The organism is Streptomyces sp. NPDC050806, assembly GCF_055586425.1.
The window spans coordinates 495,067-517,370 of record NZ_JBVJIF010000001.1 but is presented as its reverse complement, the minus strand read 5'-3'; the positions used below and the strand labels follow the sequence as shown (position 1 = coordinate 517,370).

Genomic DNA, 22,304 nt, shown 5'->3' with positions numbered 1-22,304 from the left:
ACATTTGAACGCCCGGCATCGTACTGCGCAACGTTCCTTAAAGCGCTTTAACTCTCGCTGCGGAACCGCCGCACCGCACCCCCGCACCGCTCTCCGCACGCCCGCACGCACGCACATCAACCACCCACCAGGAGGTGGCCATGGACCTGACGGACGACACGTCTCCGGCTCCCGCCACGAGCACCGCGGCCACGGACCACCACTCCAAGAACACGGACCACCACTCCAAGAAGGTGTACCGGCGACTGCGGATGATCACCGTCATCGCCACCTTCGGCGGGCTCCTCTTCGGTTACGACACCGGCGTCATCTCCGGTGCGCTGCCCTTCATGGCACTCTCACCCGAGGAGGGCGGCCTCGGGCTCAGCCCGCTGACCGAGGGGATCGTCGCATCGTCCCTCGTGCTCGGTGCCGCGTTCGGCGCACTGGCCGGCGGCCGGCTCTGCGACCGCTACGGCCGCAGACGGGTGATCCTCGGGCTCGCCGTACTGTTCTTCGCCGGCGCGCTCGGTACGGCACTCGCACCGGGCCTCGCGGTGATGGTCTTCTTCCGTGTGCTGCTGGGGCTCGCCGTGGGCGGCGCGTCCGCGACGGTGCCGGTGTTCATCGCCGAGCTGGCCCCCGCCGAGCGCCGCGGCCGCCTGGTGACCCAGAACGAGTTGATGATCGTGACCGGCCAGCTGCTGGCCTACACCTCGAACGCGGTCATCGCCGGCACCACGGGCGAGGCGGGCGGGGTGTGGCGCTGGATGCTCGCACTGGCCACGGTCCCTGCCGTGCTGCTGTGGGTCGGGATGCTGTTCGTGCCGGAGTCGCCGCGCTGGCTCGCCTCCCGCGGCCGGTTCGACGACGCCCTCGGTACGCTGCGCCTCATCCGCGGCGCCGGGGCCGTCGAAGCGGAGTTCGCGGAGATCACCCGCCGAGCCGCCGCCGACGCCGACGAACCGCGGGCGGGATGGCGCGACCTGGGCACACCGTGGGTGCGGCGCATCGTGGTCGTCGGGGCCGGACTGGCTGTGCTGTCGCAGCTGACCGGCGTCAACTCGATCATGTACTTCGCGCCGACGATCCTGTTGCGGACCGGCCTCGGCACACAGGTGGCGCTCACCGCCACCATCGCCAACGGCGTCGTGTCGGTGCTCGCGGTGGCGGCCGGCATGTGGCTGCTGGGCCGGTTCGGCCGGCGCCCGATGCTGCTCACCGGCCAGGCCGGTGTCACCGCTTCACTGGTGCTCATCGCGGTGTGCTTCCTGTTCCTGCCGGTGTCGGTGGCCCGCAGCTACTTGGTACTCGCCTTCATGCTCACGTTCCTGCTGTTCATGCAGTCCTGCATCGCGACCGTGTTCTGGCTGATGCTGTCGGAGATCTTCCCGCTCCGCCTGCGCGGCTTCGCGACGGGCACGGCCGTCTTCGGCACCTGGCTGGCCAACTTCCTTGTCACGCTGGCCTTTCCGCCGCTCATCAACGCCCTCGGCGGGGCCACGTTCCTCATCTTCGCCGCGGTCAACGTCGCCACGTACGTCTTCTACCTCCGCACCGTCCCGGAGACCCGGGGCCGCTCGATGGAAGCCATCGAGTCCCACTTCCGCCGGCAGTCCGCCGCCTGAGCACGCACCTCCGTACCTCACACCGTTCTCCCCATGGTTCCGTCCGTTACATCCGCTCTCCCCATGATTCCGTCCGTTCGAAAGGCACATCCATGAGCACGCACGCACCGCTCTCCGTCGCGGTGATCGGAGCCGGCATGGCCGGCCGCAGCCACGCCGCCGGCTACCGCAACGCCAACACCGTCTTCGGGGCCGGTCTGCCGCCGGTGCGGCTGGCCGCGATAGCCGACGCCAACGTCGCGCTCGGTGAGGACGCCGCACGCCGTTACGGGTACGAGAAGGCCCTCCCCAGCTGGGAGGCCGTAGCCGAGGACCCGTCGATCGACGCCGTCAGCATCGTCGTCGGCAACGATCTGCACCGCCCGATCGCGGAGGCGCTGGTCGCCGCCGGCAAGCACGTGCTGTGCGAGAAGCCACTGGCCGGGTCGCTCGAAGACGCCCGTGCGATGGCCGAATGGGAACGCACCGCCGACGTGGTGACCGCCGTCGGTTACACCTTCCGCCGCTCCCCCGCCATCGCCGCGATCCGCGAGCATGTCCGGCGGGGCGAGCTCGGTGACCTCACGCTGTTCAGCGGCCGGTACTGGTGCGACTACGCGACCGACCCGAACGGGCCGCTGAGCTGGCGGTTCAAGGGCGGCCCCGGCTCCGGCGCGCTCGGTGACGTCGGTGCGCACGTGCTCGACGCGGCGGAGTACGTCGCCGGCCCCATCGTCTCCGTCTCCGGTGCCTCGCTGTCGACGCAGATCGCCAAGCGCCCGCTGCCGCTGGGCGCGGTCGTCGGACACAACGCCGCGCCCGTCTCCGACGAGACGGGCGAGGTCGAGAACGAGGACACCGCTTCTTTCACCGCCCGCTTCGCCTCCGGCCTCGTGGGCACCTTCTCGGTGTCGCGCACCGCCTTCGGCCTGCCCAACGGGCTCTCCTTCGACATCCTGGGGCTCGGTGGCCGGGCCGCCTTCGACCAGCACCGGCCGGCCGAGTACGTCTTCGACGACGCGCAGCCGGAGGCCCGTACGCGAGGCGCGCGGCACATCATCGCCGGCCCGAACCTGCCGTACTTCGCGGGTGGTTACCCGATGGAGGCGCCGGGTGTGGGCGGCGGCAACGCCGAGATGTTCACATACCAGGCGCGGGCCTTCCTCGACCGGATCGCGGGCATCGCCGACCCGCTCCCCGCCTGCGCCACGTTCGCCGACGCGCTGCGGACCATGGAGATCATCCAGGCGGTCGTCGACTCCTCCCGCAACGACGGGGCCGTCACCCCGGTCCCGTCCGCCGCCTGACCGCACCCCACCGCCCCAAGGAGCAGATTCATGGCCCTCAAGCTCGGCGCCTACACCGCCTGCCTGCACGACCGGACCCTCACCGAAGCCCTGGACATCCTCGAGGAGAACGGCCTGACCTCGGTCGAGGTCAACACCGGTGGCTTCATCCCCGCCCCGCACTGCCCCGTCGACCTGCTGCTGTCCTCGGCCACCGCACGCGAGGAGTACCTCGCCGCCTTCGCCGGCCGCGGCATGGAGCTGACCGGGCTCAACTGCAACGGCAATCCTCTCAACCCGCTCCCCGGCGTCGGCCCGAAGCACGCCGACGACCTGCGCCGCACCATCCGGCTCGCGGGTCTGCTCGGCGTGCAGCACGTGGTCACCATGTCCGGCACCCCGGGCTCCGACCCCGACGCCAAGTACCCCTCGTGGGTGGTGAATCCGTGGGACGGCGTCTACATGGACGTACTGGACTACCAGTGGGACGTGGCCGTCGAGTTCTGGAAGGAGATCGACGCACTGGCGCGCGAGAACGACGTCCGGGTCGCCATCGAGATGCACCCGCACAACCTCGTCTTCTCCCCGGTCACACTGAAGCGGCTGGTCGACGAGGCGGGCACGACGAACATCGGTGCCGAGATGGACCCCTCGCACCTGATGTGGCAGGGCATGGACGTCGTCGCCTGCATCGAGTGGCTGGGGCCGCTGGTGTTCCACGCGGCGGCGAAGGACGCGACGCTCTGCCCCGGTGCCGACATCCGCGGCGTGCTGGACACCTCGTTCACACGCGTGCCCGCCGACGCCCCCGGCAAGGTGCCCACCGGTTACGACTTCTGGTGCAACGCCTGGCCGGAGAACCCGGCGTGGAAGTTCGTCGCCGTCGGCCTCGGACACGACGTCGCGTACTGGACGGATTTCCTGCGCGCCCTCGCCGAGGTCGACCCGGACATGGCGGTGAACATCGAGCACGAGGACGCCGCCTACTCCCGGACGGACGGCCTGGCCCTGGCCGCCAAGAACCTGCACAGCGCGGCATCCGCCGTCTGACACGCACCGCGCGTACGCCCCACTCGTAAGGCCCCGCTCCCGCCCGCCGGGAGCGGGGCCGCGCCGCGTCGTCAGCGGGCGATACTCGCGTGACCCGTGCGTACCCCGCTCTGGCGGCTCACGTGTGGTGCACCGCCGTGCGCAGGGCCAGTGGGGTGGCCGCTGCCCAGGCCTGGGGGGAGCAGGAGTGCGGGTACGGGACCGGGGCCGGGTGGAGGACACGGTCGTAGCCTGCGAGGACTTCGGGGAGCCGGTAGCCGTGCAGGGCCGCGGCCTCGACGAGACCGTGGGCGACCGTGTGGGCCTCCTTGTGCAGGCCGTAGCGGGCCAGGCCGAGGACGACGAGGGCGTTGTCGTGCGGCCAGATGCTGCCGCGGTGGTACGAGAGCGGGTGATACGGCCGCTGGTCCGCGGCCAGTGTGCGGACGCCCCAGCCGGAGAAGAAGTCCGGCTCCAGCAGCCGCCTGCCCACCGTCTCCGCCGCCTCCTGGTCCAGGATGCCGGACCACAGCAATTGGCCGGCGTCGGAGGCCAGGACGTCGGCGCGGCGGCCCGAACCGTCCAGGGCGAGCGCGGGGAACGCCCGGTCGGCCATCCAGAAGTCGGCGGTGAACCGCTGCCGCAGGGCCTCGGCCGCGGTCTCCAGGCGTGCGGCGTACGGCGCGTCGTCCCAGAGGTCACGGGCGAGCCGCGCGGTACGGCGCAGTGCGTCGTACGCGTATCCCTGTACCTCGGCGACCATCACCGCGCCTTCGGGGCGGGTGCCGTCCGACGCGCAGACGGCGCCGGGCGAGTCCTTCCAGTTCTGGTTGGCCAGGCCGCCCTCGTGTGCCCGGTAGGCGAGATAGCCGTGGGTGTCGAGGCCGCCGTGCCGGAACATCCAGTCCACGGCCGCGCGCGCCGGCGCCTCCAGCCTGCGGGCCAGCGCCGTCCCGGAGGCGCCCGCCGCCTCGGCGTACGCGTCGAGCAGGACGAGGTAGAGCGGGGTCGAGTCGACGGACCCGTAGTACCGCTTGTAGGGAACCTGGTCGAAGAAGGCCAGCTCGCCGTGGCGGATCTCGTGCACGATCTTGCCGGGCTGCGCGAGCCGCGCGGGATCGGCCGTTGTGGCCTGGGCCGCCGTCAGCGCGAGCAGCGTGGCCTCGGCGAGCTCGGGCCGGTACGGGAGGGCGAACAGTGAGGTGAGGAGGGAGTCGCGGCCGAAGAGGGTGAGGAACCAGGGCACGCCGGCGCCGGGCACCCGCAGTGGCTGCCCGTCGGGTCCCGGTACGGTCACCCGCAGCCCGGCCAGGTCGGCGAGGCCCTGCTCGCAGGCGCGGTCCAGCTCGGGCCAGTGCGTGTCGTGCGGGCCGGTGGTGAGAGGCACCGTGCCGGCGAAGCCGGCGACCTCGGCGGCCAGCCGGTGCGCCACCGTCGCCGGGTCTGCGTCGGCGGTGCGGTCGGCCTCGGGCCGGTGAGCGCCGTGCGGGTGCGCCGTCACCCGCAGCCGCAGCTCGGCGGTGCCGTGCGGGGGCAGCTCCAGTTGCCAGCACAGCTTCCGGGCATGGGCGTGGTGCGGCTTCGCCCCGTCGGCCGCCCTGACCGCCGGCTCGGCCTTCTGGACCGTGGCCGGCGGCGGCTCGGCGGTGACCGTCGTACGCGAGTGCCACGGCCCGCGCCGGTAGCCGAACTCGACACCGTCCTCGTACGCGTCCCGGGTACGGACGGTGTGCGGCTTGGCGTACGCGCGGTGGTCCGCGCGCAGCTCGAACTGGTCGGCGAAGTCGGCGTCCGCCGTGATCTCCAGGGTGGCCGTGGTGGTCTCGCCGCGATTGCTGGTGAGGCGGATGCGTTCGGTCAACGCGCCGGAGAGTACGGCCTGTTCGCGGAAGACCGTGTAGGCGGGCGGTTCGTCGCGGCTGCCGTGCGGGGTGAGTACGGAGGTGAGCGGCGTCGCGTCGCCCGCCGTGGCCGGGACCAGGACGACGGGGGCCGCGCCGTCGACCGTGAGCTGCCAGCGGCTCAGGTGCCGGGCGTCGCGCAGGAAGAGGCCGTCGGGTGCGGCGCCCCGTACGCCGGTGATGTCACCGGCCGGGCCGAGTACGGCGAAGGTGCCGTCGTGGACGAGGACGCGCTGGTCCGTCGTGGTCATCGCTGTCCTTCTCCGTCGGGGACGGTGCGGTGGTCATGGTCGGGGCCGGGATCGCATTCGTGGCCGGGGGCGGCGTCGTGGCCGGGATCGGCCAGCAGGTCCAGGGCCAGGGCCGCGGTCCAGCTGAAGTCGCGGGTGCCGCGCCCCTCGGCCGTGTACGGGTCGACGTACTCCGCGAAGTCCGACGCGGCCGCGGCGTCGAGAGCCGCGGTGCGCAGCGCGTCGGCGGCCGCGGTCTCGCCGCACCGGCGCAGGGCGCGCTCCATCAGCCAGTTGACGTTGAACCAGGCGGGCCCCCGCCAGTAGCGGCACCGGTCGAAGGCGGGGCCGCGCAGGTCGTAGCTGGGCAGCAGCGGCACCGTGGCGCCGAGGCCGAAGTGCCTGCCACGGGCGGTCTCCAGCAGTGCCCGTACCACCGTACGGGGCAGGCCGGGGACGAGGAGCGGGAGGAGGCCGGCCGCGCTGCGGTCGGGCAGCGGTTCCCCGGCGACCAGGTCCCGGCAGAGGAACTGACCGGCGGCCGGGTCCCACAGCCGCTCCAGCAGCGCCGTGGTGAGCGCGCGTGCGCGGTGCCGGTGCGGCGCCGGGTCGGCGCCGAGCGCGGTGGCGATCTCGGCCAGGGCGTGTTCGGAGGCGATGAGGAGGGCGTTGACGCCCGGGTCCTCGACGGCGAAGGCGGTGCCGGGCGTCGTTGTCCCGGGAGCCGTGCCGGCACCGTCCCGGTAGCCGCGGTCGCGGTAGTCCGTGGCGAGCCGTACGTAGCGTCCGTAGTCGAGGTCGGTGGGGCGGTCGGCGGCGGCGCCGTGGTCGAGGTCCGCACGGCGGAACGCGCCGGGCGGTGCGGGCTCGACGCGTGCCAGCGGCCGGTCCCAGCACGGGCTGTTGTCCATGCCCGGCTCCCACGGATGCACGATCGCGGCGAGTCCGCCGCCGCCCAGGTCCCGCTGCTCGGTGAGGTAGCGGTGCCAGGCCACCAGGCGCGGGTACACCCGGGCGAGGAAGCCCCGGCCGTGGGAGAGCGCGGGGTCGGTCCGGTGCACCAGCAAGGCGGCCAGCGCGTGGACGGGCGGCTGGACGATGCCCGAGGTCTCCAGTCCGCGGGGCGCGCCCGCTGCCGCGCCGGCCGTGCTGGAGCGCCAGAAGTCCGGGCTGGGGAAATAGGCGTCCAGCGGCACCGCGGGGTTGAAGACGATGTGCGGGATCCGGCCGTCGCCCCACTGCGCGCCGAGCAGCGTCTCCAACTCCCGCTGCGCGCGCAGCGGTGAGAGGTGGCGCAGGCCGATGGCGATGAAGGCGGAGTCCCAGCTCCACTGGTGCGGGTAGAGGCCGTGCGAGGGGACGGTGGCGGAGCCCGTCCAGTTGCGCAGAAGGACGCGGCGGGCCTCGCGGCGCAGCATACGCCGGTCCGCGGGGCGTACCGGGGCGCTCGGCGGTGTGCGGAGCGCCGCCGGTGCTGCGGTCGGTGGCGGTGGTGTCATCCGGCGGCCCTCGCCAGGAAGGGCGGGATCGACCGTACGGCCTGTTCCGGGTCGCCGGTCAGCCGGCACTCGACGGCCAGGTGGCCTTCGTACCCGGCGGCGTCGAGGGCGCCCAGCCAGGCGGCCCAGTCCAGGTGTCCGGCGCCGGGCTGGAAGCGGTTGGAGTCGCTGACCTGGGCGTGGCCGATGTACGGGGCCGCGGCCAGGATGGCGGCGGCGGGGTCGGCCTCCTCGATGTTCATGTGGTAGCTGTCGATGCCGATGCGGACCGAGTCCAGGCCCACTTCGCGGATGAGGCCGGCGGCCTGATCGAGCCGGTTGACCATGTGGTCCTCGTAGCGGTTGAGCGGTTCGAGGAAGAGGGTGACGCCTTCGGCGCGGGCGTGCTCGCCGAGTTCGGTGAGCCCGGCGAGCAGGACCTCCCGGTCGGCGTGCTCGTCGCGGGGCGGCTCGAAGGGCGGCAGCCGCCGCGAGAACATGCCGTACGAGGCGGGGGTCTGCGCGCCGGTGCCGCCCAGTTCGGCGATGACCGACAGCTGGGACTTCATCTGGTCCACGGCGTCGCGCCGCCGGCCGGCGTCGAAGTCGCCGAGGAAGTGCAGCATCTCGACGCAGACGGTGGGCATGACGACGCCGTCGGCCGCGGCCTTGCGCAGTTCCGGGAGCCGCTCGCGGAAGTGGAAGTCCCCCTTGCCGCGCAGTTCGATGGCGTCGTAACCGGCTTCCCGGGCGAACTCCCACTTCTGCTGGAGGGTGTCTCCCGGCAGGAGTTGTTCCTGGCAGGCGGTCTTGAACATGCTTCGGGCCTTTCGTGCGGTACGGAGTGTGCGATGCGGAGCCGGGCGGTGGAGCGCCGTACGCGTCTCAGAACTCCAGCACCATCTGGAGGGCGTCGTGCGGGCGCTCGTCCAGCAGGTGGTAGGCATCGGCCACGTCCGACACCGGTATGACATGGCTGACCAGCGACTTCACGTCCACCTTGGATTCCGCGACCAGCCGCAGGAACGTCTGCTGGAGGCGTTCGACGGTCCAGCGCCCCGCCAGGTGCGGGGGCACGCCGCCGATCTGGGAGCAGATGAGCTGGGCGCGGTTGTGGTGGAACTCGTCGCCGAGGCGCAGCCCTTCGCCGTCGCCCTGGTAGAAGCCGGAGGCGACCACGCGGCCGTCGACGGCGACCGAGCGCAGTGCCTCGTGCAGTGCCGGGTAGACGCCGCTGATCTCGATGGCGGCGTCGGCTCCGCGGCCGCCGGTCGCCTCCCTGATGCGCTCGGCGACGGCGTCGGTGCGGGCGTTGAGGGTGCGCTCGGCGCCGTACTGCCGGGCGGTCTCCAGCCGGACGTCGAGTGCGTCGACGGCGGTGACGCGCGCGCCGCTGAGCCGGGCGAGGCGGGTGGTGAGCAGGCCGATGACGCCCTGCCCGAAGACGGCGACGTCCTCGCCGAGGTTGATGCCCGCGCCCAGTACGGCGTTGTACGCGATGGCGCCGACCCGGGCGAACGCACCGGCCAGCGGCTCCAGGCCGGGCGGCAGGATGTGTCCCGCCATCCGCTCGGCGGGCACGATGCCCTCGCTGCGGTGGCCCCAGATGCCCCACACCAGGTCGCCGACGGCGGGCATGTCGGGCCGGTCGGTCAACTCCGGTGAGATCTCGGAGACTTCACCGACCTCGGAGTAGCCCCAGCCGACGACCGGATACGTGATGCCGGCGGCGCCGTCGCGGAAGATCCGGGCCTCGGCGTCCCAGGTGCGGGTGAGGTAGGGGTTCGTCCCCCGGTAGGCGGTCAGTTCCGTACCCGCCGATATGCCGGAATACCGGGTGCGCACCCGGAGATGACCGGCGGGCAGGGGTGCGCTTTCGTGCTCGGCGATTTCGACGTCGCGGGGGCCGACGAACTGGACAACTCGCTCCACAAGGGACTCCGAAGGGACGTAAGTTCAGCGGTTTCGTCGAAGATACATCAGGGTTACGTCTTGTTAATAGACAAAACTGGTGCTGAGATGCAGGACAAATAAACGGAAGTGCTGTGAGGACGTGGCATGCGTATGTGGTCCCGACGGTCGAGGGCGACCGCGGCAGGGCTCGCCGTGACACTGGCCGCCGCCCTGCTGACGAGTTGCTCGGCAGGGCAGGCGGACGGGGAGGCGGCGCCGGACAAAAAGATCACGGTGTGGACCCAGGAGAATCTGCCCGCGCGGATGGCGGCCACCAGGAAGGTGGTCGGACGGTTCGAGAAGAAGACCGGCGTCGAGGTCAACCTCGTCGGCGTGGACGAGGGACAGCTCCCGCAACTGATCATGTCCGCGGCGGCAGCGGGCAACCTCCCCGACGTCATCGCCGCGCTCCCCCTCGGCCAGACCTGGCAGATGTACAGCAACGGGCTGCTCGACACCCGGCTCGCCGGTGACATCGTCAAGGACCTCGGCACCGGCACCTTCAACGCCAACGCCCTGCGGCTGGCCTCCGACGGCGGCACGCCGCTCGCCGTGCCCTCGGACGCCTGGCTCCAGCTGCTGGTCTACCGCAAGGACCTGTTCAAGAAGGCCGGCCTGTCCGCGCCCGACAGCTACGGCTCGCTCCTCAAGGCGGCACGGAAGCTGGACCGCGGGCACATGGACGGCATATCCGTCGCCAGCGACCCCGGGGACGCCTTCACCCAGCAGAGCTTCGAGAGCCTCGCCCTCGCCAATGACTGCCAACTCGTGGACGGCAAAGGCGAGGTGACGCTCGATTCGCCGGCGTGCCGCCGCAGCTTCGCCACCTACCGGTCGCTCGCCCGTGACCACGGCACCCCCGGCACCCAGACGCTCGACACGACGCGCGCCACCTACTTCGCGGGCCGTTCACCGATGCTCGTCTGGTCCTCGTTCCTCCTCGACGAGCTGACGGGGCTGCGCGCCGACGCCACGCCCAGCTGCCCGGAGTGCAAGAAGGACCCGTCCTTCCTCTCCGACAACAGCGGCATCGTCACCGGGCTGAAGGGCCCCGACGGAACGCAGCCGGCACAGTTCGGCGAGGTCACGTCGTGGGCGGTGACCAGGAGCGCGGAGCGTGACGCCTCCCGCGACTTCATCACGTACATGATGGGCGCCGGGTACGAGGACTGGTTCGGGATGGCGCCCGAGGGCAAGATCCCCGTCCGGGAGGGGACGGCGGCCGATCCGGACAAGTACACCCGCGCCTGGCACCACAGCCGCCTCGGCGTCGAGGCGAAGGTGCGCAAGCCCCTCGACGCCCTCTACTCGGACCGGCTGCTCGACCGCATCGCGGCCGGCATCGGCGGCATGCGCCGCTGGGGCATCACGCAGGGCGAGGGCGCCCTCGTCGGTGCCACCAACGGCGAACTCCCCGTGCCCAAGGCCCTCGGCGAGATGACCAGTGGGCAGACCCCGCCGGACGAAGCGGCCCGCGAGGCCGACGAGGAAGTCACCGCCCTCAAGGAGTCGCTCCAGTGAACGCCGCACCCACAGCCCCCACCGAACCACGCGCCGGCCGCCGGCCGCGCCGTGCGCGGACCGCCGCCGCCCGGGAGAACCGCGCCGGCCTCGCCTTCGTCTCCCCCACCTTCGTCGTGGTGCTGGTCGTCGTCGTACTGCCCATCCTGTGGACCGTGCTGCTGGCCTTCCAGCACGCCAGGCTCGTCGACATCCAGGGCATGAGCCTGCTGGGCAACTGGTCCCTGGAGAACTTCGGCAAGGTCTTCGGCTCCCCCGGCTTCTGGTCCAGCCTGTGGACCACCGTGCTGTACACCGTCGGCTCCACCGCGGGCTCCGTGGCCCTCGGCCTGATCGCCGCGCTCGCCCTCCGCAAGCCCTTCCGCGGCCGCGGGCTGCTGCGCGCCTCGATGCTGCTGCCGTACGTCGCGCCGGTCGTCGCCGTCGCCTTCGTCTGGGAGGTGGCGCTCAGCCCCCAGCTCGGCATCGTCAACGACTGGGGCACCAGGCTGCTGGGCTGGGACGATCCGATCGCCTTCCTGTCCACCCGCTCGTACGAGGTGAGCCTGCTCGGGCTGCACTTCGACGTACCACTGGCGCTGCTCACCGTCATCGCCTTCGAGACCTGGCGCTACTTCCCCTTCGCCTTCCTCTTCCTGCTCGCCCGCCTCCAGGCGGTCCCCGACGGGCTGGAGGAGGCCGCGAAGGTGGACGGCGCCGCACCCACCCAGCGGTTCCGCTACGTGCTGCTGCCGCAGCTGATGCCGGTGATCGCGCTGCTCTGCGTGCTGCGGTTCATCATGACGTTCAACAAGTTCGACGACATCTATCTGCTCACCGGCGGCGGCTCGGGCACCGACGTGGTGGCGGTGCGGGTCTACGACTTCCTCACCGCCCGCTTCGACGTGGGCGCCGCCGCTGCCCAGGCCCTGGTCCTCGCCGTGATCCTCATGGCGCTGCTGGGCGTGTACTTCGCGTTCTTCGCCAAGAAGACGCAGGAGGAGGCGTGATGAACAGCGCAACGACGACACGTCCTGCCGCGACGCCACCCCGCGAGGCCGCGGCTCCCCGCGCCGCGGCCCGCCCGCGGATGAGCCGGGCCCGCTTCGAGGAGCGGTTCTTCGGCGTGGCCCGCCGGGTGGTGATCGCGTTCCTCGCGCTGATCACCCTCGTCCCCTTCGGCTACATGCTCCTGCTGTCGGTCAAGCCGATCGACGCCCTGCTGCTCAACCCCGGGCAGCTGTGGGTCTCGGCGAAGGACTTCACGCTCGCCACGTACGAGGAAGTGCTGCGCCCCACCTCCGAGGGCGGCCAGGGGTTCCTCGGCATGCTCGGCAACACGGCGCTGGTCTCGCTCGGCACCGTCGCACTCACCATGCTCGCGGCGATACCGGGCGCGTACGCCATCAGCAGGCTGAAGTTCTTCGGCGGACGCCAGGTCAGCGCCCTGTTCCTCGCGGTGTACCTCTTCCCGGCGACCCTGCTGGCCGTGCCGCTCTTCGTGATGTTCGCGCGGATGGGCCTCCAGGGCAGCCTGGCCGGCCTCGCCCTCGTGTACATCGCGCAGACCGTGCCCGTGTCGATCTACATGATGAAGAACTACTTCGCCACCATCCCGTACAGCATCGAGGAGGCCGCCGCGCTGGACGGCTGTTCCCGCCTGCAGACCGTACGCAAGGTGGTGCTGCCGCTGGCGCTGCCCTCACTGATGGCGACCGGGCTCTACATCTTCATGATCGCCTGGAACGAGTTCCTCTTCGCCCTGCTCTTCCTCGCCGCCTCGCCCGACAAGTGGACCGTCTCCCTCGGCCTCCAGCTGCTGTCCAACGGGGTGGAAGTATCCAAAACGGTGCTCATGGCAGGATCGGTGGTGCTGACGGTCCCGGTCGTGCTGCTCTTCTTCGCCGCGGAGCGCCTGCTGACGGAGGGGCTGACCAGCGGCGCCGACAAGAGCTGAAACGGGGAACGAGGAGATGAACGCCAACCAGGCCAGCGCGGGCCACCTGCTGCGCCTCATTCGCGAGGGGACCGCCACCACCCGTGGCGCACTGCAACGCGCCACCGGGCTGTCCCGATCGACGGTGGGCCACCGGCTGGACCAGCTGTTCGCCGCCGGCTGGCTGCGCGAGGGCGCGGCCGAGCCGGTCGAGGGGTCCACGGGCGGCCGGCCCTCGGCCCGGCTGGAGTTCGACGCGCAGCACGCCGTCGTGCTCGCGGCCGACCTCGGCACCCGCCACGCCCGGGCAGCCGTGCTGGACCTGGCGGGCACGGTGCTCGCCGAGCGCTCGGGCGAGCTGGTGATCAGCGACGGCCCGGAGTCGGTGCTGGACCGGCTCGGCCAGTGGTTCGCGACGCTGCTGGAGCAGGCGGGGACCGCCCCCGGGCGGGTCTGCGGCATCGGCCTGTCGGTGCCGGGCCCGGTCGACTGGGACTCCGGCCTGGTGATCCAGCCGCCCATCATGCCCGGCTGGGACGGCTACCCCATCCGGGACCGGATGCGCCGGGCGTACGCGGAGCACGTCAGCGCCGACGGCGGCACCGTGCCGGTACTGGTCGACAACGACGCCAACCTGATGGCCTACGCCGAGCAGCGCGACGGCCATCCCGACTGCTCGGCGTTCCTGCTGGTCAAGGTGTCCACCGGCATCGGTGCCGGGGTCGTCGTCGGCGGCCGGATCTACCGGGGCATCGACGGCGGCGCCGGCGACATCGGCCACATCCGGCTGCACGACTGCCCGGACGCGCTGTGCATGTGCGGCTCGTACGGCTGTCTCGCGGCGGTCGCCAGCGGCCGGGCCCTGGCCCACCAGCTCGCCGAGGCGGGCGTCCCGACGGCCTCCGGCTCCGACGTACGCGAGCACCTGGCGGCGGGCCAGCCAGACGCCGTGCGGCTGTCGCGGGAGGCGGGCCGCCGGGTCGGCGAAGTGCTCGTCACCGTCGTGACACTGCTCAACCCCGGGGTGCTGGTGATCGCCGGGGACCTCGCGGGCACCCCGTTCCTCACCGGCGTGCGCGAGCTGCTGTACCAGCGCGCGATGCCCCGTACGACCGCCCACCTCCAGGTCGTCACCTCCCGGCTGGGCGACCGGGCCGGGCTGCTCGGCGCCGCGGCCATGGTGGTGGAGGACCGCTACACCCCGGACCGCGCGGACGCCCGCCTCGCGGCACTGCCCGGCTGACCGTCCCTCCTGATCGCGCGCCCGACCGGCCCGCCTCACCGCGGCGGACGCCGACCCCGGGTGTCCGTCGCGGTTCATTCCCCAACGCCCTGTCCCGATGTGAGGTTGTACGTGACCGAGTCCTGGACCGGCCGCCCCGTGCGGGTCGGCCTCGTCGGAGCCGGGCCCTGGGCCCGCGCCATGCACGCCCGGATGCTCGCCGCCGGGCCCGAAACCGAGCTCGCGGGCGTCTGGGCCCGCAGGCCCGAGGCGGCGGCGGAGGTCGCCGCCGACCACGGAGCGCCCGTCGCCTCGTCGTTCGATGAACTCCTCGACCGGTGCGAGGCGGTGGCCTTCGCCGTACCGCCCGCCGTGCAGGCCGAAGCGGCCGTACGCGCCGCCCGGGCCGGCAAGGCCCTGCTGCTGGAGAAGCCGCTCGGCCCCGACCTGGCCTCGGCGCGTGCCGTCACCGAGGCGGTCGAGGAGAGCGGCGTGGTGACACAACTGGTCCTGACCAAGCGGTACCACCCGGCCACCCGCGCCTTCCTGGCCGAGGCGCGGGAGTTCGCGGCCACCGGCGCCCGCTCCTGCTATCTGCACGGCGCCTTCCTCGGCGGCGAATTCGCCACTTCCTGGCGGCTGGAACACGGCGCACTGCTCGACCTCGGCCCGCACCTGCTCGACCTGCTGGACCTCGCGGTCGGCCCGGTGGCGTCCGTACGCGGCACCGGAGACCCGCGACACTGGATCGAGTTGACCTGTGAGCACGAGAACGGGGCGGTGAGCCAGGCCTCGCTGTCCGGGACCGTACGGCTGCCCCGCGCCCGTACCCGTATCGAACTCTTCGGCCCCGGCGGGGAGTTGAGCTACGACACCGCCGAGCTGGACCACGAGGAGTGCTGGCCGGTCCTCCGCCGCGAGTTCGCCACGGCGGTACGCGCCGGCCGCAGCACCGACACGGACGTCCACCGCGGACTCCGGCTCCAGGAACTGCTGGAGCAGGCGCTGCCGTAAGCCACCAGGACGCCGGGCGGGCGCGCTTGACGGACCCCCGCCAAGCGCTATGGTCTAGACTAATCCGGCTCTCGCACCCCCTCACCCGCCGGAGAACTTCACGCAAGCCCCCATCCCATGCACCACCCCCATGAAGGAGAACGCATGGACAGCAAGCGGAAGTTGGCCGCCACCATCGGTGCGGCACTGGCCCCGGTCCTCGCCCTGACCCTGCCGACCGGCTCGGCGTCCGCACACGGCTGGGTCAACGCCCCGGCCAGCCGCCAGGAACAGTGCGCCAGAGGCACGGTTTCGTGCGGCGCCATCACCTGGGAACCGCAGAGCGTCGAAGGCCCCAAGGGCCTGAAGAGCTGCAGCGGAGGCAACTCCAGATTCGCCGAGCTGGACGACGACAGCAAGGGCTGGAAGGCCAGCGACGTCAGCCGCACCACGACCTTCAACTGGAAGTTCACCGCTCGGCACCGCACGTCGAACTACGAGTACTTCGTCGACGGCACCAAGGTCGCCACCATCAACGGCAACGGCCAGCAGCCGCCCGAGACCGTCTCGCACCAGGTCAATCTGGGCAGCGCCACCGGACGGCACAAGGTGCTCGCGGTGTGGAACATCGCCGACACCGCGAACGCCTTCTACGCCTGCATCGACGTGAACATCCGCTAGTCCCACCATCCGCCGGCCCGTTATTGAAGGCCGCCCGGCGCACACAGCCGGGCGGCCTTCGCCGTACACGTCCCGGCCGCTACTTCACCGCACCGAGCGACAGTCCCTGGACGAGCTTGTCCTGCGCCGCGAAGCCGGCGGCGAGCACCGGCAGGGAGATGACCAGCGAAGCAGCGCACACCTTGGCCAGGAAGAGGCCCTGGCTGGTGATGAAGCCGGTCAGGAAGACGGGTGCGGTCTCGGCGACCACACCGGTCAGCACCCGGGCGAACAGCAGCTCGTTCCAGCTGAAGATGAAACAGATCAGCGCCGTGGCCGCGATGCCGGGCGCGGCCACGGGTGCGACGACGCGGGCCAGCACCGTGGGGAGGCGGGCGCCGTCGACCTTGGCCGCCTCGATGAGCGCGACCGGTACCTCCCGCAGGAAGGACTGCATCATCCAGACCGCGATCGGCAGGTTCATCGAGGCGTACAGGATGACCAGCAGCCACACGTTGTCCAGCAGGCCGGTCTGCTCGGCGAAGAGGTAGATCGGCAGCAGGCCCGCGACGACCGGCAGCATCTTCGTCGACAGGAAGAAGAACAATACGTCCGTCCACTTGCGCACCGGCCGGATGGAGAGCGCGTACGCCGCCGGGAGCGCGAGGAGCAGCACCAGAAGGGTGGACACCACGCTCGCCGTCACGGAGTTGGCCAGCGGCGGCCAGGGGCTCGCGCCCCCGCCCACGCCGAAGAATTCGCGGTAGCCGTCCAGGGTGAGCGGGGCGCCCAGCGAGGGCGGGTTGGTGGCGGCGTCCGCCTCGGAGTGGAACGACGTCAGTGCCATCCAGGCGACCGGCAGAAAGAACGCGATCGCGCAGATCCAGGCGAGCAGGCCGAGGAGGGTGTTGGCGGTACGAGGGCTGCGGGCGCGGCTGGCCGGGGCGCTCGTCCGGCGGGCACCGGTGGTCGGGGCGCTGGCGCTCATGCGGCGGACTCCTCACGGAACAGGGACGAGACCACCCGGAGGGCGAAGGTGGCGATGATCAGGGAGCCGATGACCACCAGCACGCCTGCCGCGGAGGCCCGGCCGTACTCGTGCCCCTGGTAGAAGGTCTGGTAGATGGTGTACGGCAGGTTGGCGGTGCCCAGGCCGCCCGAGGTGATGGTGTAGACGGCGTCGAAGTTCTGCACGACGTACACCGAGCCCAGCAGTGCGCCCAGCTCCAGGTAGCGGCGCAGGTGCGGCAGCGTGAGGTAGCGGAAGATCTGCCAGGCACTCGCACCGTCGATGCGGGCCGCCTCGATGGCGTCGGCGGGCCGGCTCTGCAGCCCGGCCAGCAGGATCAGCATCATGAACGGTGTCCACTGCCACACCAGCGCCGCCTCGACCGCGCCGAGCGGCATCTCCGCGATCCAGTCGGGCTGCGCTGCGCCGTCGCCGAAGACCCAGTGGAGCAGGCCGTTGAACAGGCCGTACTCGGGGTTGTAGAGGACGTGCTTCCACAGCAGCGCCGCGGCGATGGGCACCACCAGGAAGGGCGCGATGAGCATCGTACGGACGATGCCGCGTCCGGCGAAGGAGCGGTCCAGCAGCAGTGCGAGGCCGAGGCCGAGCACGAGGCTGACCAGCACCACGGTCACCGTCAGCAGGACGGTGGTGAGCACCGAGTCACGCAGCGCCGGCTCGCTCAGTACCTCTTGGTAGTTGGCGAACCCGGTGAAGCTGCGTTCCTTCGGGTAGTAGGCGTTCCACTTGAAGAGGGAGATCACCAGGGTGGCCACGAACGGCAGCTGGGTGACCAGGATCAGGAAGACCAGCGCGGGCAGCAGCGGGCCGCGTGCGGCCCAGGCGCGCAGCCGGTCGGACGGGCCGCCGGGACGGCCGGCCGGCTTGACGGCGCCGCGTCCCCGCGCCGGGGTGGAGGTGCTCGCAACGGTGCTCACTGGGTGTCCCGCCCCTCGTAGTCCTTGGCGACGACGGCGGCCAGCTCCTGCGCGCGGCGCAGTGCCTCGTCGGTCGACTGGCGCCCGGCGATCGCCGCGCTGATTTCCTGGGAGACCTTGGTGCCCAGGTCGGGGAATTCCGGGATGCCGACGAACTGGATGCCGGGCGCCGGGCGCGGCTGCACTCCCGGATCGCGCGGGTCGGCCTCGACGATCGCCTTGCGGGCGACCTCGCTGAAGGCCCCGGCCTCCTTCTTGTACGCGGGGTTGCGGTAGGTGGAGGCGCGCTTGCCGGCCGGTACGTTGGCCCAGCCGAACTCCTCGCCCACCAGCTGTTCGTACTCCTTGCTGGACGCCCAGGAGATGAACTTCCATGCCTTGTCGGGCTTCTTGGACGCCTTCTGCAGGCCCCAGGCCCAGGAGTAGAGCCAGCCGGAGGACTTCGTCTTCTCCACCGGTGCGGCCACATAGCCCACCTTGCCCTTGACCGGTGACCCCTTGGCCTCCAGCGAACCGGCCCCGGCCGTGGCGTCGTACCACATGGCGCTCTTGCCCTGCGTCATGTTGTTCAGGCACTCGGCGTAGCCGGACTGCGCTGCACCCGCCGTGCCGTGTTTCCGTACGAGGTCGACGTACGTCTTCGTGGCGTTGCGGAAGCCGGGATCGGTCAGCCTGGCCCGCCACTTGTCGTCGAACCACGTGCCGCCGAAGGTGTTCACCACCGAGGTGAGGGGCGCGATCATCTCGCCCCAGCCGGGCAGTCCGCGCAGGCAGATGCCGCGCATGCCCTTCTCCGCGCCGTCCACCTTCGCGGCGAGGTCGGCCACCTGGTGCCAGGTGGGGTGGGCGGGCATCGTCAGCCCCTTCTTCTCGAAGACGTCCTTGCGGTACATCAGGAAGGACGACTCGCCGTAGAAGGGCTCGGCGTGCATCTTGCCGTCTGCGTCGCTGAGGGCCTCGCGCACCGAGGGGAGGAGGTCGGCGCGGTCGAAGTCCTTGTCGCGCTCGGCGTAGGCGTCGAGGTTCCGCAGCCAGCCGTTGCGGGCGTAGATCGGGGTCTCGTAGTTGCTGAGGGTGGCGACGTCGTACTGGCCCGCCTGGTTGGCGAAGTCCTGGCTCAGCTTGTCGCGGACGTCGTTCTCGGGCAGCACGGTGAAGTTGACCTTGATGCCGGTCTGCCGAGTGAAGTACTTGGCGGTGAGCTTCTGCAGATCCATCATCTGCGGGTTGTTCACCATGAGGACGTTCACGGCGTCGCTGTCGGTGCCGGCGCCGCCGGCTCCCGCGCATCCGGCGAGCAGCGCGCTCGCGGTGGCGGCCGCTATGGTCGCGCAGATCCTCCGGCGGGTCTGACTGCGCATGGTGGCTCCAGGAACTCGGGGACGGTGGACGAAGGGCGGGGGACGCCAGGGGTGCGGTACAGCGGCGGCGGTGCGCCGGCCGGGCCGGTGGCGGACAGGGGTTTCATACACGGATGACCTTGGGCCCCAGGAGCTGGTAGCGGTGAGCCTCCGCCGCCGGCAGACCGCTCCCGGTGACGATCGCTTCCAGCGCCGCGACATCGGCGAACCGGCAGAAGCTCGCGGTGCCGAACTTGGTGTGCACGCCGGCAAAGACATGCCGCCGGGACGACCGCATCGCCTGCTCCTTGACCGCGCCGACGACGGGGTCGGGCGTGGTGAGGCCGTGGGCGCGGGAGATGCCGTTGGCACCGATGTACGCGAGGTCGATGACGAAGTCGGCGAGCATGCGGACGGCCCAGTGGTCGACGGTGGCCATCGTGCCGTTGCGTACCCGGCCGCCCAGCAGCAGGACGGCGGTCTTGGGCCTGTTCGCGAGGGCGCTCACCACCGCCAGCGAGGCCGTCACCACGGTCAGCTGCCGGTCGTACGGCAGCGCCTCGGCGATGAGCTGCGGAGTGAACCCCTCGTCCACGAACACCGTCTCGGCGTCCCCGAGGAGTTCCGCCGCGGCAGCGGCGATGCGGGACTTCTCCGGGACCTGCTGCGTGGCGCGAAAGGCGAGGGTGGTCTCGAACCCCGCGCTCTCCACGGGGTACACACCGCCGTGCGTGCGCCGCACGAGCCCCTGGTCCTCCAGCATGTTCAGGTCCCGGCGCACCGTCTCCTTGGAGACCCCGAACTCCCCGGCCAGTCGGACGACGTCGACGGAGCCGGTACGCCGGACCAGCTCCAGCATGCCCCTGCGGCGTCCCGCGGCGTCCATCACACTCCTCCTGCGGCCAGGTCGACACGCTGCCCGTTCGGGCAAGTGGGTGTGATTCAAACAAGCACTCCGTGCTCTGACCAGCCTCCCCACAACGGATCCCGTGCCCGTTTCTCCCACACGGCGCCCCGCGATCCAGCACGTCAGCCCCCTCCCCGCCCCTGGAGCCCGCCCGAATACCCCCGGCCCGTGCCCGTTTCCCGCCCGTTCAGGCGGGCCGCGCACCCCCTGATCCGGTCATCCGGCACCGACCCACCGCACGCCACGGCCGCGCCCCCGCCGGACGGCCGCAGCCACACAGCGGACAAGGTGCGCTTACACACACGAGGAGTGCCCGAACGGGCGGGAAACGGGCATAGGCATGGTGCTCCACATGTACCCGGTAGGGCGGCAGCCGGTCGCGGCGTGGCATCAGCCGGCGGCCGGCTGCCGTGCGTACGTGCGTACGTGCGTCAGGAACTGTGCCAACGATTGCGGCCGTCGGCAGCCGGGCCGCACACCATGGGTGTCCCCGCGGTGGTGACGCCGGTCGCGCCGACCGGGGCGCAGAAGGCACCGGGGTGGACCGTGCCGACGTCACCTCCCGTACTGCCACCGGTGGACGACGAACCGCCCCCACCGCCGACGGCCGAGCCTCCACTGCCCGACCCGCCGCTGCCGGCGGAGCCGCCATCGCCGGTCGACCCGCCTCCGCCGGTGGCCGAACCTCCCGATGAGCTGCCTCCGCTGGTGGTGCGACGGTCGTCGCTCGAGTCCCGGTAGTCGGGACGGCCGTCGTGGTCCTTGTCGCCCAGCCGGGCCCCCTCGGCGGCACAGCCGGCGTCCGGATGCGCCAGTTCCAGGGTCACCTCCGCGGTGATGTCCTCGCCCTCCGCGGGGTCCTGGTCGCACACTCGCCAGTCGTCGTAAGCGTCGTCCGGCAGCGCGTCGTTGAGATAGTGAGCCGCGGCCTCGATCTTGTCCTCGTCCACTCCGAGGTCGGTCAGCGTCGTCACGGCGGTCTGCCACGTCCTGCCGAGCAGATCCGGCATCGTGGGCCAGGCAAGCTCTTCGCCGTCCCGTTCGGGGCACGGCTCGCCCCGCTTGACCGCAGCGAGGTCGAGGGTCTTGCCGCCGTCCTCACCGGCCTGCTGGAAGCACACGAGCCAGCCGGAGCGCGCAATGATCGCCCGGCCTTCCGGCGAGGCGTCGTGGTGGCTCACAGTGAGGCCGGCGGTGCGCGCCCGGCGCTCCGCCTCGTCGAGACGCTCACCGGTGAGTGCCGGCACCTTCGCCGCGTGCGTCGCGCTGGCCGAGGCCCGCGGAGTCGCCGCAGGCGCCCCCGCCGCCACCTGCTGCGAAGTGTCCTTCTCCGCGTCATCCAGCTGGCCCCCCAGGCCCGCACCGATCGCCAGCACGAAGAACGCCCCGACGCTCGCTCCGGTCCTGGCGAACCAGCGCCAGGGCGGCAGGATCCACAGCAGCACGATGACGACGATCAGTGCGAGAAATCCGAGTGGAAAGCTGACCGCGCCGATGAGCGCAACCAGGACCAACAACCCCAGAGCGGCGGGGGTGGTCCGCCACCATCTCCGCGCCGGGGGTAACTGCCGAGTCGATGGACTGTACGGGTTCATAGCGTTCTTCCTGATCTTGCCGAAACGGAGCCCATGCTCGACGCCCGAGAGTTCGCACTTATCCGGTGTATGAGCAGAAGGCACTCGATATTACCGACTCATCCGGAATCAACAGACAGCTTCAGCATCACAACTCAGCACCGGACTTGGCCGCGGGGAGTCACGCGGCACTCCAGCCCGCCGCAGTCTTGTTTCGTGTTACATCTAGATGCATAATGAGCTTATGCATAAGCGGGTTATGGACGACGACGTGTCGGCCGAGGAACTGATGGGCGCCGTGGAGCGGCTGGTTCGGCATGTGCGGCACAGTGCCAATGCCGGTGGGCTGAGTACGGCGGCCTCGTCGGCGCTGGGGCGGCTGGGGCGTGAGGGGCCGTACCGGCTCACCGAGCTGGCGCGGGCCGAGGGCGTCTCCCAGCCGAACATGACCCAGGTCGTCACGCGCATGGAGCGTGCCGGTCTCGTACGGCGCGTTGCCGACAGCAGTGACGGCCGAGGGGTGCTGGTGGAGGCCACCGACACCGGGCTGGAGATCTTCCGGCAGCGGCGTGCGGAGCGTACGCACGCTCTCCAACTGCTCGTCGAGGAGCTGAGCGAACCGGAGCAGCGGGCGGTGAAGGTCGCACTGCCCGCGCTGGCCCGTGCCATCCAGGACCGCCAGACCCGCTCCTGACCCACCGCGGCCCGTCACCGGCCCGATGTCGGCCCGCCCCTGACCCTCCTGAGCACCTGTCCCCCTCC

At 71.4% G+C, this 22,304-nt stretch carries 19 protein-coding genes; 10 read left to right on the top strand and 9 right to left on the bottom strand.

The window, feature by feature from the left end; genetic code table 11:
* The first annotated feature begins 140 nt into the window (after positions 1-140).
* The 3 genes from ACZ6WH_RS02335 (at position 141) to ACZ6WH_RS02325 (ending at position 3,922) form a co-directional block, all read left to right on the top strand.
* Entirely contained in the window at positions 141-1,607 is a 1,467-nt protein-coding gene (locus ACZ6WH_RS02335; RefSeq protein ID WP_469725346.1) for a sugar porter family MFS transporter, read from the top strand.
* Between the two features lie 92 nt (positions 1,608-1,699).
* Entirely contained in the window at positions 1,700-2,893 is a 1,194-nt protein-coding gene (locus ACZ6WH_RS02330) for a Gfo/Idh/MocA family protein (protein ID WP_469725344.1), read from the top strand.
* Positions 2,894-2,923: 30 nt separating this feature from the next.
* Positions 2,924-3,922, top strand: coding sequence for a sugar phosphate isomerase/epimerase family protein (locus tag ACZ6WH_RS02325; RefSeq protein ID WP_469725343.1), 999 nt, complete (start codon positions 2,924-2,926; stop codon positions 3,920-3,922).
* 118 nt (positions 3,923-4,040) lie between these two features.
* Here the strand turns inward: ACZ6WH_RS02325 and ACZ6WH_RS02320 are convergent, their stop codons facing one another.
* The 4 genes from ACZ6WH_RS02320 to ACZ6WH_RS02305 form a co-directional block, all read right to left on the bottom strand.
* Positions 4,041-6,053: an amylo-alpha-1,6-glucosidase gene (locus ACZ6WH_RS02320; protein WP_469725341.1), complete on the bottom strand. Its 2,013-nt coding sequence runs from the start codon at positions 6,051-6,053 to the stop codon at positions 4,041-4,043.
* Positions 6,050-7,531, bottom strand: a complete 1,482-nt coding sequence (locus ACZ6WH_RS02315) for an MGH1-like glycoside hydrolase domain-containing protein (RefSeq protein WP_469725339.1) — start codon at positions 7,529-7,531, stop codon at positions 6,050-6,052. Before ACZ6WH_RS02315 ends, ACZ6WH_RS02320 begins: the two co-directional genes overlap by 4 nt.
* Positions 7,528-8,328, bottom strand: coding sequence for a sugar phosphate isomerase/epimerase family protein (locus ACZ6WH_RS02310; RefSeq protein WP_469725338.1), 801 nt, complete (start codon positions 8,326-8,328; stop codon positions 7,528-7,530). The genes ACZ6WH_RS02315 and ACZ6WH_RS02310 overlap by 4 nt, the downstream gene beginning before the upstream one ends.
* Positions 8,329-8,395: 67 nt before the next feature.
* Positions 8,396-9,442, bottom strand: coding sequence for a zinc-dependent alcohol dehydrogenase (locus ACZ6WH_RS02305; protein WP_469725337.1), 1,047 nt, complete (start codon positions 9,440-9,442; stop codon positions 8,396-8,398).
* Between the two features lie 126 nt (positions 9,443-9,568).
* Between ACZ6WH_RS02305 and ACZ6WH_RS02300 the strand changes: the two genes are divergently transcribed.
* The 6 genes from ACZ6WH_RS02300 to ACZ6WH_RS02275 all read left to right on the top strand — a co-directional run bounded on the left by ACZ6WH_RS02300 (position 9,569) and on the right by ACZ6WH_RS02275 (position 15,795).
* Positions 9,569-10,984: an ABC transporter substrate-binding protein gene (locus tag ACZ6WH_RS02300; RefSeq protein WP_469725335.1), complete on the top strand. Its 1,416-nt coding sequence runs from the start codon at positions 9,569-9,571 to the stop codon at positions 10,982-10,984.
* Positions 10,981-11,973 (top strand): carbohydrate ABC transporter permease, encoded by a 993-nt coding sequence (locus ACZ6WH_RS02295; RefSeq protein ID WP_469725334.1) that lies wholly within the window; start codon positions 10,981-10,983, stop codon positions 11,971-11,973. Before ACZ6WH_RS02300 ends, ACZ6WH_RS02295 begins: the two co-directional genes overlap by 4 nt.
* Before the next feature lie 80 nt (positions 11,974-12,053).
* Positions 12,054-12,920, top strand: coding sequence for a carbohydrate ABC transporter permease (locus tag ACZ6WH_RS02290; protein ID WP_432864011.1), 867 nt, complete (start codon positions 12,054-12,056; stop codon positions 12,918-12,920).
* Positions 12,921-12,936: 16 nt separating this feature from the next.
* Positions 12,937-14,142: an ROK family transcriptional regulator gene (locus ACZ6WH_RS02285; protein ID WP_469725333.1), complete on the top strand. Its 1,206-nt coding sequence runs from the start codon at positions 12,937-12,939 to the stop codon at positions 14,140-14,142.
* Between the two features lie 111 nt (positions 14,143-14,253).
* The gene (locus tag ACZ6WH_RS02280; protein WP_469725332.1) at positions 14,254-15,135 is read left to right on the top strand and encodes a Gfo/Idh/MocA family protein; all 882 of its coding nucleotides are present in this window, start codon (positions 14,254-14,256) and stop codon (positions 15,133-15,135) included.
* A 144-nt stretch (positions 15,136-15,279) separates the two neighbouring features.
* Positions 15,280-15,795: a lytic polysaccharide monooxygenase auxiliary activity family 9 protein gene (locus ACZ6WH_RS02275; RefSeq protein WP_469725330.1), complete on the top strand. Its 516-nt coding sequence runs from the start codon at positions 15,280-15,282 to the stop codon at positions 15,793-15,795.
* Positions 15,796-15,874: 79 nt separating this feature from the next.
* On the opposite strand, the gene ACZ6WH_RS02270 is transcribed toward ACZ6WH_RS02275, so the two are convergent.
* The 5 genes from ACZ6WH_RS02270 to ACZ6WH_RS02250 all read right to left on the bottom strand — a co-directional run bounded on the left by ACZ6WH_RS02270 (position 15,875) and on the right by ACZ6WH_RS02250 (position 21,485).
* On the bottom strand, positions 15,875-16,762 hold the full coding sequence (locus ACZ6WH_RS02270; protein ID WP_469725329.1) for a carbohydrate ABC transporter permease: 888 nt from the start codon (positions 16,760-16,762) through the stop codon (positions 15,875-15,877).
* Positions 16,759-17,721, bottom strand: coding sequence for a carbohydrate ABC transporter permease (locus ACZ6WH_RS02265; RefSeq protein ID WP_469725328.1), 963 nt, complete (start codon positions 17,719-17,721; stop codon positions 16,759-16,761). Before ACZ6WH_RS02265 ends, ACZ6WH_RS02270 begins: the two co-directional genes overlap by 4 nt.
* On the bottom strand, positions 17,718-19,082 hold the full coding sequence (locus ACZ6WH_RS02260) for an ABC transporter substrate-binding protein (protein WP_469725327.1): 1,365 nt from the start codon (positions 19,080-19,082) through the stop codon (positions 17,718-17,720). The genes ACZ6WH_RS02265 and ACZ6WH_RS02260 overlap by 4 nt, the downstream gene beginning before the upstream one ends.
* Before the next feature lie 103 nt (positions 19,083-19,185).
* Positions 19,186-19,947, bottom strand: a complete 762-nt coding sequence (locus ACZ6WH_RS02255) for a DeoR/GlpR family DNA-binding transcription regulator (protein ID WP_432850298.1) — start codon at positions 19,945-19,947, stop codon at positions 19,186-19,188.
* Between the two features lie 452 nt (positions 19,948-20,399).
* A complete protein-coding gene (locus ACZ6WH_RS02250) occupies positions 20,400-21,485 on the bottom strand; it encodes a PASTA domain-containing protein (protein WP_469725324.1) in 1,086 nt (361 codons plus the stop codon).
* A gap of 301 nt (positions 21,486-21,786) precedes the next feature.
* On the opposite strand from ACZ6WH_RS02250, the gene ACZ6WH_RS02245 reads away from it, so the two are divergent.
* On the top strand, positions 21,787-22,236 hold the full coding sequence (locus ACZ6WH_RS02245; RefSeq protein WP_469725322.1) for a MarR family winged helix-turn-helix transcriptional regulator: 450 nt from the start codon (positions 21,787-21,789) through the stop codon (positions 22,234-22,236).
* Positions 22,237-22,304 lie beyond the last annotated feature (68 nt).

Coding starts and splice junctions, on each gene's coding strand:
- ACZ6WH_RS02335 (WP_469725346.1), top strand. CDS start 141: ATGGACCTGACGGACGACACGTCTCCGGCTCCCGCCACGAGCACCGCG.
- ACZ6WH_RS02315 (WP_469725339.1), bottom strand. CDS start 7,531: ATGACACCACCGCCACCGACCGCAGCACCGGCGGCGCTCCGCACACCG.
- ACZ6WH_RS02270 (WP_469725329.1), bottom strand. CDS start 16,762: ATGAGCGCCAGCGCCCCGACCACCGGTGCCCGCCGGACGAGCGCCCCG.
- ACZ6WH_RS02330 (WP_469725344.1), top strand. CDS start 1,700: ATGAGCACGCACGCACCGCTCTCCGTCGCGGTGATCGGAGCCGGCATG.
- ACZ6WH_RS02245 (WP_469725322.1), top strand. CDS start 21,787: ATGCATAAGCGGGTTATGGACGACGACGTGTCGGCCGAGGAACTGATG.
- ACZ6WH_RS02310 (WP_469725338.1), bottom strand. CDS start 8,328: ATGTTCAAGACCGCCTGCCAGGAACAACTCCTGCCGGGAGACACCCTC.
- ACZ6WH_RS02285 (WP_469725333.1), top strand. CDS start 12,937: ATGAACGCCAACCAGGCCAGCGCGGGCCACCTGCTGCGCCTCATTCGC.
- ACZ6WH_RS02300 (WP_469725335.1), top strand. CDS start 9,569: ATGCGTATGTGGTCCCGACGGTCGAGGGCGACCGCGGCAGGGCTCGCC.
- ACZ6WH_RS02290 (WP_432864011.1), top strand. CDS start 12,054: ATGAGCCGGGCCCGCTTCGAGGAGCGGTTCTTCGGCGTGGCCCGCCGG.
- ACZ6WH_RS02325 (WP_469725343.1), top strand. CDS start 2,924: ATGGCCCTCAAGCTCGGCGCCTACACCGCCTGCCTGCACGACCGGACC.
- ACZ6WH_RS02320 (WP_469725341.1), bottom strand. CDS start 6,053: ATGACCACGACGGACCAGCGCGTCCTCGTCCACGACGGCACCTTCGCC.
- ACZ6WH_RS02255 (WP_432850298.1), bottom strand. CDS start 19,947: ATGGACGCCGCGGGACGCCGCAGGGGCATGCTGGAGCTGGTCCGGCGT.
- ACZ6WH_RS02260 (WP_469725327.1), bottom strand. CDS start 19,082: ATGCGCAGTCAGACCCGCCGGAGGATCTGCGCGACCATAGCGGCCGCC.
- ACZ6WH_RS02275 (WP_469725330.1), top strand. CDS start 15,280: ATGGACAGCAAGCGGAAGTTGGCCGCCACCATCGGTGCGGCACTGGCC.